Source organism: Streptomyces sp. NPDC044106, assembly GCF_056433985.1.
Genome location: NZ_JBWKFZ010000004.1, coordinates 434,013 through 452,658, shown reverse-complemented (window position 1 = coordinate 452,658; position 18,646 = coordinate 434,013). Strand labels below are relative to the sequence as shown.

Annotated in this window: 14 protein-coding genes and 1 riboswitch; of the genes, 10 read left to right on the top strand and 4 right to left on the bottom strand. The window is 72.7% G+C overall.

Annotated features, from left to right (window positions below; translation table 11 throughout):
• Positions 1–24 precede the first annotated feature (24 nt).
• Positions 25–1,716: a translation initiation factor 2 gene (locus tag AC07DI_RS09635; protein WP_478903394.1), complete on the bottom strand. Its 1,692-nt coding sequence runs from the start codon at positions 1,714–1,716 to the stop codon at positions 25–27.
• 300 nt (positions 1,717–2,016) lie between these two features.
• Between AC07DI_RS09635 and AC07DI_RS09630 the strand changes: the two genes are divergently transcribed.
• The 4 genes from AC07DI_RS09630 to AC07DI_RS09615 all read left to right on the top strand — a co-directional run bounded on the left by AC07DI_RS09630 (position 2,017) and on the right by AC07DI_RS09615 (position 5,331).
• Complete coding sequence (locus AC07DI_RS09630) at positions 2,017–3,375, top strand: radical SAM protein (RefSeq protein ID WP_478903392.1); 1,359 nt, start codon at positions 2,017–2,019, stop codon at positions 3,373–3,375.
• A 78-nt stretch (positions 3,376–3,453) separates the two neighbouring features.
• A riboswitch (SAM riboswitch) is annotated at positions 3,454–3,564 on the top strand.
• 46 nt (positions 3,565–3,610) lie between these two features.
• Positions 3,611–3,916, top strand: coding sequence for a hypothetical protein (locus AC07DI_RS09625; RefSeq protein WP_478903390.1), 306 nt, complete (start codon positions 3,611–3,613; stop codon positions 3,914–3,916).
• A gap of 75 nt (positions 3,917–3,991) precedes the next feature.
• The gene (locus AC07DI_RS09620; RefSeq protein ID WP_478903388.1) at positions 3,992–4,726 is read left to right on the top strand and encodes an SDR family NAD(P)-dependent oxidoreductase; all 735 of its coding nucleotides are present in this window, start codon (positions 3,992–3,994) and stop codon (positions 4,724–4,726) included.
• 50 nt (positions 4,727–4,776) lie between these two features.
• Complete coding sequence (locus AC07DI_RS09615) at positions 4,777–5,331, top strand: GNAT family N-acetyltransferase (RefSeq protein WP_478903386.1); 555 nt, start codon at positions 4,777–4,779, stop codon at positions 5,329–5,331.
• Between the two features lie 37 nt (positions 5,332–5,368).
• On the opposite strand, the gene AC07DI_RS09610 is transcribed toward AC07DI_RS09615, so the two are convergent.
• Both AC07DI_RS09610 and AC07DI_RS09605 read right to left on the bottom strand, forming a co-directional pair.
• Positions 5,369–6,901 carry an amino acid permease gene (locus tag AC07DI_RS09610; protein ID WP_384247239.1) on the bottom strand — a complete coding sequence of 511 codons (1,533 nt, stop codon included), beginning with the start codon at positions 6,899–6,901 and terminating at the stop codon, positions 5,369–5,371.
• A gap of 58 nt (positions 6,902–6,959) precedes the next feature.
• A complete protein-coding gene (locus tag AC07DI_RS09605) occupies positions 6,960–7,952 on the bottom strand; it encodes a hypothetical protein (RefSeq protein WP_384247237.1) in 993 nt (330 codons plus the stop codon).
• A gap of 248 nt (positions 7,953–8,200) precedes the next feature.
• Here AC07DI_RS09605 and AC07DI_RS09600 point away from each other — a divergent pair, with 248 nt between their 5' ends.
• From AC07DI_RS09600 to AC07DI_RS09575, 6 genes are all read left to right on the top strand, one after another.
• Complete coding sequence (locus tag AC07DI_RS09600) at positions 8,201–9,664, top strand: FGGY family carbohydrate kinase (protein ID WP_478903383.1); 1,464 nt, start codon at positions 8,201–8,203, stop codon at positions 9,662–9,664.
• A complete protein-coding gene (locus tag AC07DI_RS09595; RefSeq protein ID WP_478903381.1) occupies positions 9,664–11,085 on the top strand; it encodes an FAD-dependent oxidoreductase in 1,422 nt (473 codons plus the stop codon). The genes AC07DI_RS09600 and AC07DI_RS09595 overlap by 1 nt, the downstream gene beginning before the upstream one ends.
• On the top strand, positions 11,075–12,634 hold the full coding sequence (locus tag AC07DI_RS09590) for an NAD(P)/FAD-dependent oxidoreductase (protein ID WP_478903379.1): 1,560 nt from the start codon (positions 11,075–11,077) through the stop codon (positions 12,632–12,634). The genes AC07DI_RS09595 and AC07DI_RS09590 overlap by 11 nt, the downstream gene beginning before the upstream one ends.
• A 135-nt stretch (positions 12,635–12,769) precedes the next feature.
• On the top strand, positions 12,770–13,957 hold the full coding sequence (locus tag AC07DI_RS09585; RefSeq protein ID WP_478903377.1) for a thiolase family protein: 1,188 nt from the start codon (positions 12,770–12,772) through the stop codon (positions 13,955–13,957).
• Between the two features lie 154 nt (positions 13,958–14,111).
• Positions 14,112–15,638, top strand: a complete 1,527-nt coding sequence (locus AC07DI_RS09580) for a long-chain-fatty-acid--CoA ligase (protein WP_478903375.1) — start codon at positions 14,112–14,114, stop codon at positions 15,636–15,638.
• 44 nt (positions 15,639–15,682) lie between these two features.
• Positions 15,683–16,462 (top strand): sulfite exporter TauE/SafE family protein, encoded by a 780-nt coding sequence (locus AC07DI_RS09575; protein ID WP_478903373.1) that lies wholly within the window; start codon positions 15,683–15,685, stop codon positions 16,460–16,462.
• Positions 16,463–16,483: 21 nt separating this feature from the next.
• Here the strand turns inward: AC07DI_RS09575 and AC07DI_RS09570 are convergent, their stop codons facing one another.
• Positions 16,484–18,589, bottom strand: a complete 2,106-nt coding sequence (locus AC07DI_RS09570) for an MDR family MFS transporter (RefSeq protein ID WP_384247220.1) — start codon at positions 18,587–18,589, stop codon at positions 16,484–16,486.
• Positions 18,590–18,646 lie beyond the last annotated feature (57 nt).

Genomic DNA, 18,646 nt, shown 5'->3' with positions numbered 1-18,646 from the left:
GGGGCCTCTGACGCAGCTGAGGGTCTAAAGCTCCTGCCGGCCCTCGTCCGGAGTGGCCGGGGTGAGCGTCGCACGGTGCACGCGGTCCGCGACGGCGCAGAAGACGGTCACCCCCTGTGCGGGCACAGGCACATCGCGTCCTTCCTCCACGAGCCAGGCGTGCACGCCGGACAGTACGGCCGCGGGATCGGCGCGCAGCACCCGGCCGTCCGCGGCCAGGTGCGGTTCGACGCGCACGGACAGGAGCACGCCGCCGGTCCTGCGCACCAGGCAGTACGAGGCGCTCAGCGCGACGGCGACCGTGCGCGGCCCGGCCTGCTCGGCGAGCACGTGACGCGTCCACCCGTCGACCGTCCAGGCCTCGCCCCGCGCGGCGCGTTCGGGGGAGGGGCCGGAACGGCGGAACAGGAGCCCGGCGCTCTGCAGTTGGGTGCCCGAAGCCCGGTCCGCCTCGACGGCCAGATGATGCGCGGGGGCGTCGGACCGTGCGGGCCGCCGCTCGACGCACACGTGCGGCCCCCGCCGCTCCACCCGCACGGCGAAGGCGGCGGGGCCCCGGCCGGGGCGTGCCGGATCGGGCAACGGATGCGGCTCGGGCGGATCGGCCGGCGGGGTCAGGCCGAGAATCCGGTACATCTCCTCGCGCAGCCTGCGTACGGCGTTGCCGCGCTCGGCGAACGCCTGCCCCGCGACGGAGGCAGGGACGCCGGGCCTGTGGCCCTCGACAGCACGCTCCAGGTCGGCCGTGGTCGGCTGCTCCACCGAACCCAGCACCGGAATGTGCGCGAGGAGCTCGGCCATCGGGGTGCCCGGGATCAGCTCCCCGCCACCGTCGCCCACGGCGGCCATCGGCAGATCACGGGCCGCCGCCGCGTACAGCGCCGCAGAGCCGTGGTCCGTGACGATGACGTCGGCGGCGACGAGCAGCGCGGCCCACTCCTCGTACGGGCGGGCCACGACCAGGCCCGCGTCGAGGGCGGGCGCGAGATCCTGCGCGAGGTCGAACGCTCCTGTCCTGCTGTGCTCGTTGGGGTGCAGGACGAGGCCCAGCTGGTACGTGTCGTGCGGAAGCTCGGCCGCCAGACGGGCGGGGAGGCGGGGGTGGCGGCGGATCAGGGAGTGATCGCCCCAGGTGGAGGTGAGGACGACCAGCTTGCGGCCGCCGGTGCGCAGGGCGCTCCGGTAGCGCTCGCGCCGTGGCAGGGAGGCGAGGACGCGGTCGAGGGTGGGGTCGCCGGTGACGGTCGCGCGTGCGGCAGCCGGAGGGCACTCGGCGGCGAGGCGGGCCGCCTGGGAGGGGTGGGCCAGCGCGTGCAGGCGGGCCAGCGGGCGCCCGTCGGCCATCAGGAGTGCCGGGTCCATGCCGGAGGCGGAGTCGCCGGAGCCGGGCCGCGCGGGCAGGGCCTTGTTGTAGCCGGCGCCGTGCGGCAGCAGGACGCGCGGTCCGCGCAGCCCGGCGAGACCGCCCTTGGGGCTGGCGGTCAGGATCAGGTCGTGGGACTGGGCCAGGGCCTCGGCCCAGGGGAGGGTGCGCCCGCCGGCCCGCTCGACCGCCGAGAGGGCGTCGGCGCCGAAGTCGGAGCCGGGGACCAGGGTGAAGCGGCGGCGGACGCGCTCGTCGCCCGCGAAGACCGGCAGGACGTCGAGGAGCCGGTGCAGGGCGGTCGCCGACCGGGCGGCGAACAGGACGCGCTTCTCACCGCCGGACGGAGCCACGACGGGACGGGACCCGCTGCCCGCTGCCCGCTGCCCGCTGCCCGCTGCCCGCTGCCCGCTGCCCGCTGCCCGCTTCGGGAGTGTTCATTCTAGTCTGCACGGCAGCGTCGCGCGTCCCGTTTCCGCACTTCGGGGCGGGTATGTACGGATCGGCGGGAGGCATGCCGGGAATCGTACCCGGCTCCGCAGGATAGACCTGCGGCGGAGGCACGCTGCGACCGGAGTCGGATCCGGAACGGATCGGCCGGGTATTAGCGTGGACGGAACAGATCGATCGACAGGATCCGAGGTGCCCGGCCCATGCCAAGCCGCAGCGAGAGCCGTACCGAGCTCATCGAGTCACTCATGGAGCGGTTCCCGCACGTGCCGCGGGAAGCCGTCATCAAGGAGGATCTGCTGCGCGGCGGCATCGCCTTCGACGAGTCGGCGCTCAGCGACAACGAAGGCGGTGACGTCAAGCCGAAGTCGTACTTCATCTTCTCCTTCGACCACGGCACGCTGCCCGAGCTCGGCGCCGCCGCGCTGCGCCGCCCGCCGGAGGAGATCGTCCTCACCGGCGGCCCCTACGAGCTGCGCCGCACCGTCGTCTCGGTGCGCGTGAACCCCGGCTCGCCCTACCGCGTCGCCGCCGACGACCACGGCGTCCTCGGCCTCTACCTGGACGGCGTGCGGATCTCCGACGTCGGCCTGCCGCCGATGCCGGACTACTACCGGCACACGCTGGAGAACGGCAAGTCCGTGATGGAGGTGGCACCCACCATCCAGTGGGGCTACCTGATCTACCTGACGGTCTTCCGGGTCTGCCAGTACTTCGGCGCCAAGGAGGAGTGCCAGTACTGCGACATCAACCACAACTGGCGCCAGCAGAAGGCGGCGGGCCGCCCCTACACCGGCGTGAAGCCGATGGACGAGGTCCTCGAAGCCCTCGCCATCATCGACAAGTACGACACGAACAAGTCCTCCACCGCGTACACGCTCACCGGCGGCGCCATCACCACGCAGCTCCAGGGCAAGGACGAGGCCGACTTCTACGGTCAGTACGCGAAGGCCATCGAGGAGCGCTTCCCCGGCCGCTGGATCGGCAAGGTCGTCGCGCAGGCGCTGCCCAAGGCGGACGTGCAGCGCTTCCACGACTACGGCGTGCGGATCTACCACCCCAACTACGAGGTGTGGGACCCGTACCTGTTCGAGCGGTACTGCCCCGGCAAGGAGCGCTACGTCGGGCGCGACGAGTGGCACCGCCGCATCCTGGACTCCGCCGAGGTGTTCGGGCCGCGCAACGTCATCCCGAACTTCGTGGCGGGCGTGGAGATGGCAGAACCGTTTGGCTTCAAGACCGTCGACGAGGCCATCGACTCGACCGTCGAGGGGTTGCAGTACTTCATGTCGCGCGGCATCACGCCCCGCTTCACCACGTGGTGCCCGGAGCCGACGACGCCGCTGGGCAAGGCGAATCCGCAGGGCGCGCCGCTGGAGTACCACGTCCGCCTCCTTGAGGCCTACCGCGCGACGATGGAGGCCAACGGCCTGACGTCGCCGCCCGGTTACGGCCCGGCGGGCCCCGGCAACGCGGTCTTCTCGGTGAGCTCGTTCATGGACAGCCTGCCCGCGGAGAAGGCGGCTCCGGAGGACGCGGTCACTCCCGCCCAGGCGCGGTAGGTCCGCCCGCGGTGAGCCTGCTCGGGGTCGTCGGAAACCCCGGGCGGGCCGCCGGAAGGGCGTGTTACGGTCGGTGCGGGTCATGAGTTCCAGCGTCAAGCCCCGGCTCGCTGGACGGCACCCCGCTTCCGTCGCGGGTGCCCCGGGTGACGACCCGCCCCGCGCGACGTGCGCGGGGAACGGCGGATCACCGGGGTCGGCGACACCCGGGGTCCACGACTCCGGAAGGCGCACCATGACGCACTCGCACCAAGCCCCCGCCTCTCCCGCACGGCAGGTCGACGTACTGCTCTCCTCCTACGACGTACGCGACGACGGACTGATCCCGCTGCACGTCCTCGGCCCGACCCTCGGCGCCCCGGCCGCGCTGCGCACGCCCGACCCGGAACGGCTGCGGGCCCAGCTGCGCGCACATCACGGCGTCGTCCAGTGGGTGCCGGGCCACAATGTCCTGCGGCTGCGGCGCGGCGCGGGCCGCGCCACCCTGATCCGCCTCGACCCGGCCCTCCCGGCCGGTCAGGAGCACCGCTTCATAGGATGACGGCGTGATCCGGACGCGGGCGACCCCCGCGTCCGGGCGGCGCGACAGTCAGCCACCCAGAGCCGGAGGTCCCCTGTGCAGCACCAGCCCGTCACCGTCGTCACCGGCGGCAGCCGCGGTATCGGCGCGGCTGTCAGCGCCCGTCTCGCCGAGGACGGCCACGACGTCGTCATCGGCTACCGCTCGAACGCCACGGCCGCCGACGAGGTCGCGGCGACGGTCCGCGCGGCCGGCCGCCGCTGCGTCACCGTCCAGGTCGACACCGCCGACGAGAGCGACGTCGACCGCCTCTTCGACACCGCCGCCGCCGAACTCGGCCCGGTCACCGGACTCGTCAACAACGCCGGTGTGGGCGGTCCCGTCGGCCCGCTCGCCGACGCCGACGCCGAGGGCATGCGGCGGGCGCTGGAGGTCAACGTCCTCGGCTACCTGCTCTGCGCCCGGCGCGCGGTGCGGGACATGCGGGCCCACGGCGGCGGAGCCATCGTGAACATCTCGTCCGCCGCGGCCACCCTCGGCGGCCCCGGTGAGTACGTGCACTACGCGGCCGCCAAGGGCGCCGTCGACACGCTGACGGTCGGCCTGTCCAAGGAGGTCGCGACCGACGGCATCCGCGTCAACGCCGTCGCCCCCGGCGTCATCTGGACCGAGTTCCACACCGACCCCGAGCGCCCCGCGAAACTCGCGGCGGGCATCCCGCTGGGCCGCTCCGGTCAGCCCTCGGAAGTCGCCGGGGCCGTGTCCTGGCTGCTCTCGGACGACGCGTCGTACGCGACCGGCACGGTCCTGCGGGTGGCGGGCGGGCGCTGACCTCGCCCGACGACTGCCGGGGACGGATCGGACTCTCGTACGCTGCGGGCATGATCACTGGTTCCGCCGCCCTCGCTCAGGGCGTCCTCATCCGGCCCCTCACGCTCGACGACGCGGCGCGACTCGCCGGGGCCCGTCGCCGCAACCGTGCCCACCTCAGCCCCTGGGAGCCGGTGAGGCCCGCCTCCTTCGACACCACGGAGGGGCAGGCGGAGCGGATCGGGAGCCAGTTGGAGGAGTGCCGCGCGGGCCGGTCCGCGCACTGGGTCCTCGAGAGCGACGGGGAGATCGTCGGTCACACCGAGCTGACGAACATCGTGCTGGGCCCGGCGCGCAGGGGCAGCCTCGGCTACTGGATCGACGCCGAACACGTGGGCCGCGGCCTCGCCTCCGCCGCCGTGCGGTACGTCTGCGCGGCAGCGGGCGGCGAGTTCGGCCTGCACCGCGTGGAGGCGTGCACCCTCCTCGACAACACGGCGTCGCAGCGCGTGCTGGCGAAGTGCGGTTTCGTGGAGTACGGGATGGCGCCGGGCTACCTGCACATCAATGGCGCCTGGCGTGACCACCGGCTCTTCCACAAGATCCTCGACGACCGACCGGTGTAGGGGGATTGGGGCCCGGGTCGACCGGGCCCCCTCCTTCTCAGACGATGTTCTCCGCGACCTCCGCCTGCTCGCGGTCCGATCCGTACGCCTGCGGGGTGCTGTAGGAGCGGCGTGCCACGAACCACCACACGGTGGCCAGGAGCAGCACCACGGCCAGCGCGATCGAGGCGTAGTTCATCGAGTCGACCGTCACAGGCGAGGACTGGGGCAGGCAGAACAGCACCGTCACGAACACCACCCAGAGTACCGCGATCCAGCCGACCGGCTTGCTCCAGCGGCCCAGGTTCCAGGGGCCGGGCCGGAAGCGGTCGCCCGCGCGAAGGCGCAGGAAGATCGGGATGGCGTACGCGGGGGTGATGCCGATGACGTTGATGGCGGTGACCGCCGTGTACGCGGTCGTCGAGTACAGGGAGGGCAGGGCGATGACCGCCGCCAGGCCCACCGAGAGCCACACCGCGGGCACCGGGACCTGCGTGCGGGAGCTGACCTTGCGCCACAGCGCGGAGCCGGGCAGCGCGTTGTCGCGGCTGAACGCGAACACCATGCGGCTGGCCGCGGCGGTCTCGGCGTTGCCGCAGAACAGCTGCGCCACGATCACGATGAGCAGCAGCGCCGTCGCGCCGGACTCGCCGATCGCGTCGATCATGATCTGGGCGGGCGGTACACCGGTGGCGCTCTCCTGGGCGCCCACGTAGTCCTGGATGGCGAAGGTCAGCCCGGCGAGCAGGACGAAACCGGCGAGCCACGACGCCCAGATGGCGCGCACGATGCCGCGCGCCGCGGTGACCGAGGCGTTGGAGGTCTCCTCGGACAGGTGGGCGGACGCGTCGTATCCGCAGAAGGTGTACTGGGCGAGGAGCAGGCCGATCGCCGTCACGTAGAGCGGGTTGTCCCAGCCCGTGTCGTTCACGAACTCGCCGAAGACGAACGAGGCCGACTGGTGGTGGTCCGGCACGATCACGAGGACGCCGACGATCACGGCGACGCCGGCCACGTGCCACCACACGCTGATCGAGTTGAGGAGGCTGACCAGCTTTACGTTGAAGAGGTTCAGGACGGCGTGCAGGAGCAGGATGCACAGGAAGATCAGGAAGGTCTTCTCCGTGGTCGGCGTGAAGCCGAACTTCAGGTTCAGGAACGCGCCGGTGAACAGCGCGGCGCCATAGTCGATGCCGGCTATCGCGCCGAGCAGCCCGAGCAGGTTCAGCCAGCCCGTGTACCAGCCCCACCGGCGTCCGCCGAGCCGGTCCGCCATGTAGTAGAGGGCGCCCGATGTCGGGTACGCGCTGGTGACCTCGGCGAGCGCCATGCCCACGCAGAGCACGAAGAGGCCGACGCCCGCCCAGCCCCAGAGCATCACGGCGGGGCCGCCGGTGCCCATGCCGAAGCCGTACAGCGTCATGCAGCCGGACAGGATGGAGATGACGGAGAAGCTGATGGCGAAGTTGCCGAAGCCGCCCATGCGGCGGGCCAGGACGGGCTGGTAGCCGAGCTCTCTGAGTCGCTCTTCCTCGTCCTGGGCGGGCACTGGCGCTGGGGCGGTGCTCGACGACCAGGTGGTGCGGGACACGGTGGGACCTCCGGTGGGCGGCTGCGGGGACGTGCGGGGCGAGTGGGCGGTTCCGGGTCTAGCCCGGACCGCGGGAGGCGCTGAAGCAGCGGGTGCGGGCCTGGACGAAGACCTCGGCGGCGGCGTCCGCGTCGGCGGGGGAGTGGGTGCGGTAGGCCCACGGCACCGTGGTGAAGAACGGGCCGAGGGCCTGGAAGACCCGCGACGCGTCGTGGAACTGGTGCGCGCCCCAGAGCGCGTGCGCCAGGTGGTTGAGGTCGAGGAGCGACGCGGTGGCGGGCGTCGTGTGGTCGAACCACAACTGGAGGGCGAGGAGCGCGGCGCGCGTGGCGTCCTCGGAGATCCAGTGCAGGTCGAGGGCCTGCTCCTGCCCGGCCTCCCTGCGGTACCGCTCGACCCGGACGTACAGCGGCAGCAGGTGCAGCGGGGAGCCGGCGGGCGCCGCGGCCGAGGCCCACTGCACGAAGTTGTACGCCTCGGTGAGCGGGCCCCGCGCGCGGCGCCCGTACACGAACTGCAGCATCCGGTGGTACGCCTCGCGGTTGCCCGGATCCCGCTTGTCGGCCTCGGCGAGCAGCTGCCAGGGGCCGGGGAAGAGCATCGGCTCGGGCGGCGCCACCCGGTGCTCGTCCCACCGCTGGCCCACGTCGAGCCGGGCCAGGGCCAGCAGGCAGACCCACGGCACGGGGTCCTCGGGCGACAGGGCGGAGGCCTCGCCGCACGCGGTGACGGCCTCGCGCCACAGGTCGTTGGTCTGCCGGTGCTCCGTGCGATGGGCGCGCAGGGCGCGCTCGACAAGGACCCGCGCGTACAGCACGGCGCCCGACGCGCTGTGCGGTTCCTCGGCGCGCCAGGCCCGTACCACGTCGGAACCGGCCACGGCGGCGGCCAGGACCTGGGTGCGCTGCGTCCACAGCCCCCAGTCGGGTGTCTCGGTCAGCAGGTTGCGGGTGGAGACCCAGCGACCGGTCCTGAGGTCCTGGAGCACTGCGCGCAACGCTGCGTCGTGGCCCGCCGGGTGGTACACCGGGCGGCCTGACGGCATGGGCATGAGTCCTCTGTTGGGGGAAGAGGGCGGAGGCTGATGGGATAAGCGGTGCATTTGTTAAGGGAGTTGACGGTGTGGCACGGCGGTCAGTGTAGAGCCGAGTTCTCCAGATCCAAGGCCATTCGTGGATCTTTTGTGACCCTTACTTGTCAACACGGCGCGCCGAACGGACATTTGGCGTGCAGTCTCTGTCTTTCCGATGTCTTTTCGATCTCTTGACGCACTCCGGGCCGCTGTAGCAGTCTGCCGCGGTGATCACCTATGACCGGCGGCCCCCGGCGCAGCGGCCCGTGCTCGCCGTGGACCAGGGCACCTCCGGGACCAAGGCCCTCGTCGTCTGCCCGGAGCGTGGCGTGATCGGCTCGGGCACGGCGCCCGTACGCCCTCGCTTCCTGCCCGGCGGCCTGGTGGAGGCCGACCCCGCCGAGCTGTTCGCCTCCGTCGTCGACGCGGGCCGCCGGGCGCTCGCCGACGCGGGCGAACCGGTCGCCGCCGTCGGCCTCGCCAACCAGGGCGAGACGGTCCTCGCCTGGGACCCGGCCACCGGGAACCCCCTGACCGACGCGCTCGTCTGGCAGGACCGCCGAGCGCAGTCGGTCTGCGACGGACTCTCCGCCCACGCGGAGGAGTTGAAAGCCCTCACCGGACTGCCGCTCGACTCGTACTTCGCCGCGCCCAAGATGGCGTGGATACGCCGCCACCGCACCCGGCAGGGCGTGGTGACGACCAGCGACGCCTGGCTCGTCCACCGGCTCACCGGCGCGTACGTCACCGACGCCGCGACGGCCGGCCGCACCCAGCTCCTGGACCTCGACACCGTCGAGTGGTCGCCGCGCGCCCTTGAGCTCTACGGGCTCGCCGACGAGCACCTGCCCCGCGTCGTCGACGCGGCGGGACCGGTCGGAACGACCACCGCGTTCGGCCCCGAGCTCCCCGTCACCGGCCTCCTCGTCGACCAGCAGGCCGCCCTGCTCGCTCAGGACGTGACCACGCCGGGCAGCGCCAAGTGCACCTACGGAACAGGGGCGTTCCTGCTCGCCCAGACCGGCGGGCGCCCGCGGCGCGGCGCGTCGGGGCTCGTCAGCTGCGTCGCCTGGCGGCTGGCCGGCCGGAGCAGCTACTGCCTCGACGGGCAGGTCTACACGGTCGCGTCAGCCGTCCGCTGGCTCACCGACCTCGGCGTGATCGCGGGCGCCGAGGATCTCGACCCCGTGGGCTCGGCCGTACCGGATGCGGGCGGCGTCACCTTCGTGCCCGCGCTCGCCGGCCTCGCGGCGCCCTGGTGGCGCGGTGACCTGCGCGGATCGCTGACGGGGCTCGGCCTCGACACCACCGCGGGACACCTGGTGCGCGCCCTCTGCGAGGGCATCTGCGCGCAGGTCGTCGCGCTCGCCGACGCGGTGGCCGACGACCTGGGGCAGCCCTTGACGACCCTGCGCGTCGACGGCGGCCTGACCCGGTCGGCCCTGCTCATGCAGACCCAGGCCGACCTGCTCCAACTTCCCGTGGAGGTCTCGGCGCTGCCCGACGTCACCGGACTCGGCGCGGCCGCCGTGGCCCGCATCGGCCTGGACCCCTCGCTCACGGTCGCCGACGCGGTACCGGAGTGGCGGCCCGCCGCCGTCTACGAACCGCGGATCGACGCCGACCTCGCGTCCGAACGCCTCGCGGGCTTCCGCTCGGCGGTCACGGCGCTGACGGAACGTACGCCCTGATGGCACTCACCAGGCGCGGCGCGCCGCCGGACGTGACGTACGACGTGGCGGTCGTCGGCGCCGGCGTCGTCGGCTCGGCCGTCGCCCGTGAACTGGCCCGCCATCCGGCCCTGCGCATCGCCCTGATCGAGTCATCGAACGATGTCGGTGACGGCACGTCGAAGGCGAACACGGCGATCCTGCACACCGGGTTCGACGCGGTGCCCGGCTCTCTGGAGGCCCGCCTGGTCCGCGAGGGGCGACGGCTGCTCGCCGCGTACGCCGCGGAGTGCGGGATCCCCGTGGAACCGGTCGGCGCACTGCTCGTCGCCTGGGACGCGGACCAACTCGCGGCGTTGCCGGACCTGTTGGCGAAGGCGGAGCGCAACGGCTACGGCGCGGCCCGCATCATCGGCGCGGCGGAGGCCCGGGTCCGCGAGCCGCACCTCGGCCCCGGCGCCCTCGGCGCGCTCGACGTCCCCGGCGAGAGCATCATCTGCCCGTGGACCACCACTCTCGCCTACGCCACCCAGGCCGTACGGGCAGGAGTGGACCTTCTCCTCAACTGCCGGGTGGAGAACGTCACGCCGACCGGCGAAGGGCACCTGCTGCACACGAGCCGCGGCACCGTCCGCACCCGTCACCTCGTCAACGCGGCCGGCCTGCACTCCGACGCCGTCGACCGGCTCCTCGGCCACGACGACTTCACCGTCACTCCGCGCCGCGGCCAGCTCCTCGTCTTCGACAAGCTCGCCCGCGACCTGGTGCGCCACATCCTGCTGCCCGTCCCCACGGCGCTCGGCAAGGGCGTCCTGGTGGCCCCGACCGTGTACGGCAACGTCCTGCTCGGTCCGACCGCGGAGGAGCTGGACGACAAGACGGCCACCGGGTCGACGGCCGAGGGCGTCGCCGCGCTGCGCGAGAAGGGCCGCCGCATCCTGCCGGAACTGCTCGACGAGGAGGTCACCGCGGTCTACGCCGGACTCCGCGCCGCCACCGAGCACGACGACTACCGCATCAGCGCCCACAAGGCGCAGCGTTACGTCACCGTCGGCGGCATCCGCTCCACCGGCCTCACCGCGTCCCTGGCCATCGCGGCACACGTCACCGGTCTGCTGGCGAGCACGGGCCTGGACCCCGGCGCCTCCCGCGACCTGCCGCCCGTCCGCATGCCGAACCTCGGCGAGGCCTTCCCGCGCCCGTATCACCGCGCCGACCTCATCGCGGCCGATCCCGCGTACGGCGACATCGTCTGCCACTGCGAGCGGGTGACGCGCGGCGAGATCCGCGACGCCCTCGCGGCGACGGTACCGCCCGGCTCACTGGACGGCCTGCGCCGCCGCACGCGGGCGCGGGGCGGCCGGTGCCAGGGCTTCTACTGCGGTGCCGAGGTGCGCGAACTCTACGAGCGGGGCGGGAGGTGGCGGCGCGATGAGGCGTGAGCGCATCGTCGATGTCCTGGTCGTCGGCGCGGGCCCCGCGGGCCTCGCCACCGCGGCCGGGCTCGCCGCGGCGGGCGTCGGCGAGGTCGAGGTGGTCGACCGGGAGCGGCAGGCGGGCGGCATCCCCCGGCACTGCTTGCACGGCGGCTTCGGCCGCCCCGGGCTGGCGGGGCCGCAGTACGCGGAGCGCTGTGTGGCGGCGGCCGTGCGCGCGGGCGCGATCCTGCGGACCGGCGTGACGGTGACGGGCTGGGCGGCTCCACCGCGCAGGCCGGACACCGGGGCGCCGGGCGACCTGGAGGGCGCGGGGCCGCTCGCGGGGGATGGGGTGTCTGCGTACGGTTCGGGCGCCGCGATGCCGTTCGGTCGGGGTGCCGAGGCTCGGTACGGTGCGGATGCTTCGATCCCGTTCACCCGGGACGCCGCGTCTCCGTACGGTCTGGATACCTCGATCCCGTTCGCGCGGGACGCCGCGTCTCCGTACGGCCCGGACGCCGCGATCCCGTTCGCGCGGGACGCCATGCCCCCGGTCACCGCGGATGCCGCGACCCCGCTCACTCCTTACGTTTCGACCCCGCTCACCCTGGACGCAACAACCCCCGGCGGCCTGGAGCGCATCACCGCCCGCGCGGTCGTCCTCGCCACCGGTGCCCGCGAACGGCCGCGCGCCGCCCGCCTGGTGCCGGGCACCCGACCCGCCGGGGTGTTCACCACGGGCGAGCTCCAGCAAGCCGTTCACCTGCACCATCAGTACATCGGCAGGCGAGCCGTCGTGATCGGCGCCGGGCCGGTGGGCTTCGCGGCCCTGGACACGCTGCGGCGGGCCGGTATCACCGTCGCCGCGCTGGTCACGGAACACCCGCGCCACCAGGCCCCGCGCACCCGCGCCCTCGAAGCCCGCCTCGGGCGCGGGGTGCCCCTGCTCACGAACACCACCGTCACCGAGCTCCTCGGCCGGGGCCGCATCTCGGGGGTCCGGCTGCGGCACCGCGACGGCAGGACGGCGTACGTCGCCTGCGACACGGTCGTCTTCACCGGCGACTTCGTCCCCGACCACGAGCTGGCCCGGCGCGGCGGCCTGTTGATGGACCCGGGCACGCGGGGACCGGCGATCGACGCCGCCTTCCGCGTCGACAGGCGCGGTGTCTTCGCGGTCGGCAACGTGCTGCACGCCGCCGAACCGGCGCGCGCGGTGGCGCGCGAGGGGGCACTGGCGGCGGCGGCCGTGCGGCGCTACCTCTTCGACGGCGACTGGCCCGCGACGTCGGTGCCGCTGCGCGTCACGGCCCCGCTCGCCTGGGTCGCCCCGAACCGCCTGACACCGGGTGAGCCCGCGAGTGAGATCACGCTTTGCACCGCCGAGTCCGTGGCGCGCCCGACGTTGCTGGTCACACAGGACGGCAGGACCCTGCACCGCGCCCGCCCCCGCCGCCAGACCGTCCCGAACCGGCCCTTCCGGATCTCCGGGGACTGGACGGCAAGGGTGGACCCCAGGGGCGGCGCGGTCCGGATCACCCTCGGCGGGTTCTCACCGAGCCGACGACCTTGACCTGGTCCCCCCTTCCCCTGCCCCCGCCTCCCGCATAGACTCCAAAACTAGCAGCGCTAATTTAGCTGATGAGTCCCTTTACATAGCGAGTCCTCTTACGCAGTGAGTCCCCGCAGAACGATCCGGAGCCGTATCGTGCGCACCGTTCACTTCGCCGCCGCCCGCCGCACCCCCATCGGGAAGCTGCGCGGCGCCCTCTCCTCAGTCCGCCCCGACGACCTCGCAGCGGGCGTCGTGAGGGGACTCCTCGCCGACATCCCCCAGCTGGACCCCGCCCGGATCGACGACATCTACTGGGGCGCCGCCAACCAGGCGGGCGAGGACAACCGCAATGTGGCTCGCATGGCCGCCCTCCTCGCGGGCCTCCCCGAATCCGTGCCCGGCGCGACCGTGAACCGGCTGTGCGCCTCCGGTCTCGAAGCCGTCACGACCGCCGCGCGCACCATCGCCTCCGGCGAGGCGGACGTCGTCCTCGCGGGCGGCTCCGAGTCGATGAGCCGCGCTCCCTTCGTGCTGCCCCGCCCGGACGACGCGCTGCCGCACCGCATGGAGACCGCGGACACCCGCCTCGGCTGGCGCCTGACCAACCCGAGGATGAAGGACCTGCACGGCGTCCTCGCGATGGGCGAGACCGCCGAGGAGGTCGCCGGGCGGCACGGTATCTCGCGCGAGCGCCAGGACACCTTCGCCCTGCGCAGCCACCAGCGCGCGGCCGCCGCCCGCAAGGACGGCCACTTCGACGACGAGCTGCTCCCCGTCACGCGCCCGGACGGCGTCGTCGTCGCCACGGACGAATGCGTGCGCGAGGACACCTCGTACGAGAAGCTCAGCGGCCTGCGCCCCGTCTTCCGCAAGGACGGCACCGTCACCGCGGGCAACGCCTCACCGATGAACGACGGGGCGGCCGGACTGCTGCTGGTCAGCGAGCAGGCGCTGAACGACCTCGGCCTCGAATCCCTCGGCCGGTACGCGGCCGGCGCCTCTGCCGGCGTCCACCCGGACGTCATGGGTCTCGGGCCCGTCCCCGCCACCCGCAAGGTGCTCGACCGTGTCGGCTGGGGCATCGACGACGTCCAGGAGGCCGAGTTCAACGAGGCGTTCGCCGCCCAGGCACTGGCCTGCGTGGACGCCCTCGGCATCGACCCGGAGCTGGTCAACCCGACCGGCGGGGCCATCGCCCTCGGCCACCCGCTCGGCTGCTCCGGCGCCCGCATCCTCACCACCCTGCTGCACCGGATGCGCCGCACCGGCGCCACGCGCGGCCTCGCCACCATGTGTGTGGGCGTGGGGCAGGGCAGCGCGCTTCTGGTCGAGCGCGACTGACGGCGGGTTCACGCGCGCCCCGGACACGGTGCGCGGCCGACGGCGGCGGATGTGCGCCGCCGCTGTCGGCGAACAGGTCGCCCCCTCGGTACGTCCCGCCCCCCCCACGAGCCAGGATCCACCGCAAGCCCCACGAAAACGGAGCCCTCCCCTCATGGCCACGCTGTCCCTCGCCGCGATCCTCGCCGAACCCGCCCGCCGTCACCCGGACCGCATCGCGCTCGTCGAGGGTGAAGTGCGGCTGACCTTCGCGGAGTTGTGGCGTCAGGCCCGTGCCCAGGGCGCGGCCCTCGCCGGGCTCGGCGTGCGGCCGGGGGACCGGGTGGCCCTGATGGGTCCCAACACCGCCGAGTTCCCGAAGGCCTACTACGCCGTCCTCGCCGCCGGGGGAGTCGTCGTACCCGTCCACCTGCTGCTCTCCGCCGAGGAGGTCGAGCACGTGCTGCGGGACAGCGGCGCGACCCTGCTCCTGTGCCACCCCGCGCAGGCGCGGACGGGCGCGGCCGCCGCCGAGGCCACCGGCGTACGCATGCTGCGGCTCGGCGAGGAGGGCGAGCTGGAGACCCTGGCCCGCGCCGCCGAGCCCCTCACCACGTACGCCACGCGCGAAGCCGACGACCCGGCCGTCATCTTCTACACCAGCGGCACCACGGGCGTCCCCAAAGGCGCTGTGCTCAGCCACTTCAACCTGGTGATGAACGCGACGGTCAACGCCTTCGACGCCAACGACGTCCGCCCCGACGACGTCGCCCTCGGCGCCCTGCCGCTCTTCCACGCCTTCGGCCAGACCGTCTCCATGAACTCGACGTGGCGGGCGGGCGCGACACTCGTCCTGCTGCCGCGCTTCGACGCCGCCCGCGCCATCGAGTTGATGGTCGCGGAGGGCGTCAACACCTTCCACGGTGTGCCGACCATGTACGTCGGCCTGGTGGCGGCCGCCGCGGACGCAGCGGACGCCGTCGAGCTGCCCCGGCTGCGGATCTGCATCTCGGGCGGCGCCTCGTTGCCCGTAGCCGTACTCGAACGCTTCGAGAAGGCCTTCGGCACTCCCGTGTACGAGGGGTACGGGCTCTCCGAGACCTCCCCGACCGCCTCCGTCAATCAGCCCGACTTCGGCACCAGGGCAGGCAGCATCGGCCACCCCCTCTGGGGCGTCGACGTGGAGATCGCCCGCGCCGACATCGACGACCGTGTCGAACTCCTGCCCACCGGCGAAGTCGGCGAGGTCGTCGTCCGCGGCCACAACGTCTTCTCCGGCTACCTCGGCCGCCCCGAGGCGACCGCCGCGGCCTTGGTCGAAGGCTGGTTCCGCAGCGGCGACCTGGGCACCAAGGACGCCGACGGTTTCCTGACCATCGTCGACCGCAAGAAGGACGTCATCATCCGCGGCGGCTTCAACGTCTACCCGCGCGAGGTCGAAGAGGTCCTGATGCGCCACCCGGCCGTCGCACAGGCCGCCGTGATCGGCCTGCCCGACCCCGTGCACGGCGAGGAGATCTGCGCGGTCCTCGTCCCCGCCGCCGACCCGGCGCCCGAGACGGCACAAGCGATCATCGAGTGGTCCAAGGAGCACCTGGGCCGCCACAAGTACCCGCGCCGCGTGGAGTTCACCGACGCGTTTCCGCTCGGCCCCAGCATGAAGGTCCTCAAGCGCGAACTGCGCACCCACTACAGCGCGTAGGAGGCGCGCGGGAAGCACGGACGAACGCGCGCGACAATGCCCGCATGGGATGGGATCTTGCACCGGGACAGTTCGCCGCACTCGCCGCGGCGGCGGTGCTCGTCGGCTTCTCGAAGACCGCCGTCAGCGGCGCCAACACCATCAGCCTCGCGCTCTTCGCCGCGGTCCTGCCCGCCCGCGCGTCGACCGGCGTCCTGCTCCCCATCCTGATCGCGGGCGACATCCTGGCCGTGCTCACCTACCGCAGGCACGCCCACTGGCCCACCCTGTGGCGGCTGTTCCCCGCCGTCGCCGGGGGAGTGGTCCTCGGCACGCTCTTCCTCAGGTGGGCCGACGACGCCGTCGTCCGCATGTCCATCGGGGTGATCCTGCTGCTCATGGCGGCCGTCACCGTCGCCCGCCGCAGATCGGCGGCGGAGGCGGGGCCCGCGGAGGAAGCAGAGCCCGCGGAGGAAGCAGGGCAGCGGGGCAGCCGCCTCAAGGCCCCCTCCTACGGCGTACTCGGCGGCTTCACCACCATGGTCGCCAACGCGGGCGGCCCCGTGCTGTCGATGTACCTGCTCTCGGCGGGCTTCAGGAAACTGGGCTTCCTCGGCACGTCCGCCTGGTTCTTCCTGATCGTCAACACGTCCAAGGTGCCGTTCAGCGTGGGCCTCGGTCTGATCGACGCCCGCTCACTGCTCCTTGACGCGGCCCTTGTGCTGTTCGTGGTGCCGGGCGCGGTCCTCGGCAAGTACACCGTGCACCGCATCGACCAGCGGCTCTTCGAACAGCTGGTGATCGGCGCGACCGTCCTCGGCGGCCTCCAACTGCTGCTGCGCTGAGCCCTGTCCAAAGACAGGCTCTCAGCGCACGGCGACCGTGGCGCCCGACGTCTCGGTCGAGAGCCCGTCCTCCAGGTCCTCGGCGAGCAGCCGCTTGGCGATCGTGTCGACGGCCGCGGTGAGCTCCTCGTCCGCGGGACGACCGAGGTCCTTCTCGACCTCCTCGCCCAGCCAGGCGGCCCACGCCCGGGAGATGACCTCCGCCTCGCGCTCCCCGGCGGGCGTGTGCGAGAAGTACGTGCCCGTACGGGTCAGATAGCCCTCCTCGACCATGCGGTCGAAGACCGGCACCAGGACCTCCGGCGGAATCCTGCGCCGCGCGGCGATCAGCCCGAGACTCGCGTGCCCGACCAGCCGGGTGAACAGCGAGACCTGCATGACCGCCCAGGCGCCCGCGATGTCCAGACGGGTGTCGGAGTCCCGGATGATGCCACGCGCGGTGGTCATGCCGACATTGCCGATGATGTTGGCGACGCCCCGTTCCAGCAGGTGCCCGGAGTCGCCGCTCATCGGCTGCGCGAAGCCCTCGCCCATGTCGGGGGCGCCCATGCGCGCGCTGTCGCGCAGCTCGACCTGCTTGAGGAACAGCGCTACCAGGAACCCGATGAGCGCGACGGGGACGGTCCACAGGAAGACGGTCTGCAGGGTGTCCGCGTACGCCTTGATGATCGGCGCGGCGACGCCCCCGGGCAGCTCGTGCAGCCCCGCGGGGCTCTGCGCCGCCTTGCCGACGACGGAGGGATCACCGCCCGCCCGTACCGCCGCGCCGACCCCGTCCTTGAGGTTCGGCGCGAGGGTGTTGGCGTAGATGGTGCCGAACACGGCCGTGCCGAACGAGCTGCCCAGCGTACGGAAGAAGGTCACCCCCGATGTCGCCGTGCCCAGATCCGTGTACGGGACGGTGTTCTGCACGGCGATCGTGAGGACCTGCATGCACAGCCCGATCCCGGCGCCGAGCACGAACATGTACAGCGACTCCAGCCACGTACTGGTGGCGCTGCCCATCAGCGAGAGCAGGTAGAGCCCGAGGGCCATCACCAGCGCGCCGACGATGGGGAAGATGCGGTACGTACCGGTCTTGCTGACGACGTTGCCGCTGAAGACGGAGGCGATGAGCAGCCCGACGACCATGGGCAGCGTCCGTACACCCGAAATGGTGGCCGAGTCCCCGTCGACGTACTGGAGGTACGTCGGCAGGAACGTCATGGCGCCGAGCATCGCGAAGCCCACGATGAAGCTGAGGATCGAGCAGACCGTGAAGACCGGGTTGCCGAAAAGGCGCATCGGCAGCATCGGTTCGGCCGCGCGCGTCTCGACGACGCAGAACAGCGCCAGCGCGAGCAGACCGCCGACGAAGAGACCGATGATGGTCGGCGAACCCCACGCGTACTGGTTGCCGCCCCAGCTCGTCGCCAGGATCAGCGCGCTCGCGCCGATGGCGACGAGCGCGATGCCGAGGTAGTCGATGACGGGCCGCACGGCGGACTTCACCACGGGGATGGTGCGGGCGGCGGCGAGGACGACGACGATCGCGATGGGCACGTTGACGTAGAACGCCCAGCGCCAGCTCAGGTGGTCCGTGAAGAGCCCGCCGAGCAGCGGCCCGATCACGGTGGACACCCCGAAGACGGCGCCGATCGCACCCTGGTACTTGCCGCGCTCGCGCAGCGGGATGACGTCGGCGATCAGCGCCATGGACGTGACCATCAGGCCGCCCGCCCCGATGCCCTGCATCGCCCGCCAGGCGATGAGGAAGGTCATGTTCGTCGACAGGCCGCACAGGAACGAGCCCGTGATGAAGATGACCGCCGAGAGCTGGAAGACGACCTTCCGCCCGAACAGGTCACCGAACTTCCCGACGAGCACCGTGGCCACGGTCTCCGCGAGCAGATAGGACGTGACGACCCACGACATGTGCTCCGCCCCGCCCAGATCCGACACGATCGTCGGCAGCGCGGTGCCGACGATGGTCTGGTCGAGCGCGGCGAGCAGCATCCCCAGCATGATCGTCACGAAGATGACGTTGCGACGCCGCCGGTCGAGGACGGGCGGCGCCTGAGCCTGCGCCGGGCCCTGCGCCCCTGCGGGGGAGGACGCGGACGCGGTCGGCGGATCGGTCGTGGTCACACGGCCACCCTCACATCGGGGCGGGGGGTGTGCATGTGGGGGGAGGCCGGTTCGGTG

Excerpts from the sequence above, each read along its gene's own strand:
- AC07DI_RS09580 (WP_478903375.1), top strand. The coding sequence starts at position 14,112 with ATGGCCACGCTGTCCCTCGCCGCGATCCTCGCCGAACCCGCCCGCCGT.
- AC07DI_RS09625 (WP_478903390.1), top strand. The coding sequence starts at position 3,611 with ATGACGCACTCGCACCAAGCCCCCGCCTCTCCCGCACGGCAGGTCGAC.
- AC07DI_RS09590 (WP_478903379.1), top strand. The coding sequence starts at position 11,075 with ATGAGGCGTGAGCGCATCGTCGATGTCCTGGTCGTCGGCGCGGGCCCC.
- AC07DI_RS09615 (WP_478903386.1), top strand. The coding sequence starts at position 4,777 with ATGATCACTGGTTCCGCCGCCCTCGCTCAGGGCGTCCTCATCCGGCCC.
- AC07DI_RS09575 (WP_478903373.1), top strand. The coding sequence starts at position 15,683 with ATGGGATGGGATCTTGCACCGGGACAGTTCGCCGCACTCGCCGCGGCG.
- AC07DI_RS09595 (WP_478903381.1), top strand. The coding sequence starts at position 9,664 with ATGGCACTCACCAGGCGCGGCGCGCCGCCGGACGTGACGTACGACGTG.
- AC07DI_RS09630 (WP_478903392.1), top strand. The coding sequence starts at position 2,017 with ATGCCAAGCCGCAGCGAGAGCCGTACCGAGCTCATCGAGTCACTCATG.
- AC07DI_RS09605 (WP_384247237.1), bottom strand. The coding sequence starts at position 7,952 with ATGCCCATGCCGTCAGGCCGCCCGGTGTACCACCCGGCGGGCCACGAC.